The organism is Clostridium sp. CCUG 7971, assembly GCF_017590215.1.
In the GTDB taxonomy this organism is placed as follows: domain Bacteria; phylum Bacillota; class Clostridia; order Peptostreptococcales; family Peptostreptococcaceae; genus Faecalimicrobium.
Genome location: NZ_JAFFPK010000194.1, coordinates 1 through 3,248, shown reverse-complemented (window position 1 = coordinate 3,248; position 3,248 = coordinate 1). Strand labels below are relative to the sequence as shown.

Here is a 3,248-nt window from a genome sequence, read left to right as displayed (position 1 = left end):
GAAATTTCATAGCACTTTTTATTATAATTCTTCATTTTTTACTATATAATTAGTTGCAGAGTGGCTTTCTTCTTGTTTTGATTGTCCAATATATAGTACTTTTTTAGTTTTTTCATCTAATACTACAATATTATATGATAGTTCACTTTGACTTATATATGAAATACCCTTTTCTTCTTTATACGAATTTAATACTAAATATATCTTATTGTCTAATACCCTAAATCCCCTTATTTGTGAATTTTCATTAATTTTGTCAATCTTATATACTTTATCATTTTCTATAACTTTTTCTTTTTCTAAATCTACGCTACATTGGTGTATAATTGTAGACTTTTTATCTGTCGTGCTATCATTATAAATTATATTTAACTTATTATCATCTATACTATAGGCTGTGTCATTATCATTTGAGTTATTTTTTTCTTTTATTTTTACAGGGTCTTTTATATAATCAAACTTATTATTTTCTAAATCATAATAAACTAAATATTGTTCACCTGAGTCTTTATATGTCTGAGCCATAAAATATATTTTGTTATTATTTACAAAACTCACTCCATTTGATATATCTACATTTTCTTTTATTTTTATTTCATCAAATAATTGCGCTTTTTGATTTTCTAAGCCTATTTTATAAATAGATATACTACTATTTCTATTATCTATAATATTTCCATTTTTATCATAATTAATGTCATTTGTTATTCCTATTGCTAAATATATTTCATTTTTATATTTTATTACTAAACAACATTCCCTTGCATTATCATATTCTTCAGAGGAATTTATTATATCTATATCAAATTCAGTTATCTTATTAGTTTTTAGGTTTTTATCAGTAATTTTAGTATTAAATTTAGCACCTTCACTTGCATAGTAATCCGTTGATATATAGCCTAAATATCCTATACTTTCTTTATCTTCGTATATTAAGTTTGAATCATGCACAGAATTAAATAAATTTCTATTTTCAACTACATTTTTAGAGTATTTACTTACTCCAGGTAATCCTTTTGCTATTTTTTTAACTTTAAATCCATCTTTTGATAATACAGTTTCCTTAGTATTATATAATCCTTTTCCTTCTTGAGATATTATAGAAACATCACCTAACTCACTTTTATTTCCTTTTACATCTTCTATTTTCATATTAGTATCATTAGAGGCTATTATTATTCCTATTAATATGAAGGAAGATAATACTACTCCTAAAGTTATTTTAGATAAATTCTTTTTCATATTTTATCCCCCCTTATAAAGTTATCTTTGATTTTATCAGTTTATAAGATATACTTATTGACAAAATAAATAATATTAAAAAGTATATTAAACTCATTGATAATCCTTGATCTGAGTAAGTTACATACTTTATTAACATGAAATAATATATTATTAGTGATAATAATATATATAATATGCCAAATGCTATTCCTTTTCTTTTATATGATCTTTCAATAAGTACTCCTGTAAATATAACTACTACTGAAAGTAATACTCCAAATATATTTATCATAAAAAAGTCAATAATATATGGTGATATTAAGTTTAATCTTGAAGGATTATTCATCATATTTGAGAATATATTTGTAAACCCATCTATATTAGCTCCTGTAATTATTTTTAATATAATAGTATCAATGTACCAAAATATCACTTGGCTAACTATTATTCCATAAATCATAACAAGTATTGTCAAAAGCTTTGCCAAATAAATGTTAAATCTCTTTTGAGGCAATGTAAGTAATGCACATATAGTCTTACTTCTTGAATAGTAGTCTCTATACCATATAATAAGCGCATATATTAAACAGCTTAAAACTGCAATACCAAGGACAATACTACTAAAAACATGTATTTGATCAATGACAAATCCTTTCACATAATCTTCATTTATATAAGTTTTAAATATATTAAAATCTAACGGTATCATTTGATTTCTATTCATATGCCTCATAGTATCATTAATACCTAAGCCTACACTTACTATATTTCCTAAAAATAATGTAACTATTAAACCAAAGTATAATTTATATATTCTTTTAAATTCCATATTATATAAAGTTAATATATTACTCACCCTGATATACCTCCCTCATTTTATCTATTATAGACTTCCCTTCTTCTTCACGAGTTTGTTCTGCATTAAATATTAGCTGTACTTTTCCCTCATCTATAAGTACTACATCATCTGCTAACATTTCAATTTCTGATATTTCATGAGTAGTTAGTACTATACTTTGTTCATTACTTATGTATTTTGTCATTACCCCTAAAAACTCTTCTCTTTTAAATATATCGATTCCTGAAAAAGGTTCATCAAGTAAGGTATATTTTGCATTTTGTGCAAATCCTATTATTATTTTAACTCTTGCAATATTTCCTTTTGAAAGTTTTGATATTTCTTTATCATCACTTAAATTGAACAATTCAAGCATTTCATAAGCTTTATTATCATCCCAGTTTTTATAAAACTCTTTCATGAATTCAAAGCTCTCTTTTATTGTAAACTGTGCAAAGTGATTATCTACATCTGGCACAAAAGATATTTTGTTATATGTATTGTGGTTTAATTTTTCTCCATCTATAAGTATTTCTCCACTATCTATATTAATAAGACCAGCTATAGCTTTTAACGTCGTTGATTTTCCTACCCCATTAATTCCAAGTAAGCAAGTTATTTTCCCTTCGTGTATATTAAAAGACACACCATCAAGGGCTTTAACTTTTTTATACTTTTTATATATATTTTTAATTTCTATCACAATACTTCCCCCTAGTATCTATCATTTATTATTTTTAAGATTTCTTCCTTATCTACATCTATCGCCTTCATATTTTCTATAAAAACTTCCATAGACTCGTCTATAAGATCATATTTTATCTTATTTATAATTTCTGTGTTAGTAGTTATGCTACTTTGATAACTTTTAACTGTATCTATAATCCCCATCTCTTCCATCTCCTTGTATGATTTTTGTACTGTATTTGGATTTACCTTTATACTTACTGCCATTTCTCTTCTTGAAGGTATAATATCTCCTGGATTTAATTCACCTCTTACAATCTTTTGTTTTATGAATCTTATAATTTGGATATAAACTGGTTCTCTGTCATTTGCTTTAAAGTTCATGCAATCACCTCCGTATTACCGTACTAGTTCAGTAGTACAGCTTATAACTGTATTATATTATTAGTACGGTTATAATGCAATTGTTTTTTACTTATATTTCATTATTGTATAAAAA

4 protein-coding genes are annotated in these 3,248 nt (G+C 24.8%); all 4 read right to left on the bottom strand.

Annotation, left to right across the window (positions count from 1 at the left end; translation table 11 throughout):
* Positions 1 to 21: 21 nt before the first annotated feature.
* The 4 genes from JWF52_RS18440 to JWF52_RS18425 are packed head-to-tail and all read right to left on the bottom strand — an operon-like array spanning position 22 to position 3,133.
* Positions 22 to 1,242, bottom strand: coding sequence for a hypothetical protein (locus JWF52_RS18440; protein ID WP_208334933.1), 1,221 nt, complete (start codon positions 1,240 to 1,242; stop codon positions 22 to 24).
* A gap of 13 nt (positions 1,243 to 1,255) precedes the next feature.
* Positions 1,256 to 2,080 carry a hypothetical protein gene (locus JWF52_RS18435; protein ID WP_208334932.1) on the bottom strand — a complete coding sequence of 275 codons (825 nt, stop codon included), beginning with the start codon at positions 2,078 to 2,080 and terminating at the stop codon, positions 1,256 to 1,258.
* Positions 2,073 to 2,765, bottom strand: coding sequence for an ABC transporter ATP-binding protein (locus tag JWF52_RS18430; RefSeq protein ID WP_208334931.1), 693 nt, complete (start codon positions 2,763 to 2,765; stop codon positions 2,073 to 2,075). The genes JWF52_RS18435 and JWF52_RS18430 overlap by 8 nt, the downstream gene beginning before the upstream one ends.
* Before the next feature lie 11 nt (positions 2,766 to 2,776).
* Positions 2,777 to 3,133 (bottom strand): GntR family transcriptional regulator, encoded by a 357-nt coding sequence (locus JWF52_RS18425; protein WP_208334930.1) that lies wholly within the window; start codon positions 3,131 to 3,133, stop codon positions 2,777 to 2,779.
* Positions 3,134 to 3,248 lie beyond the last annotated feature (115 nt).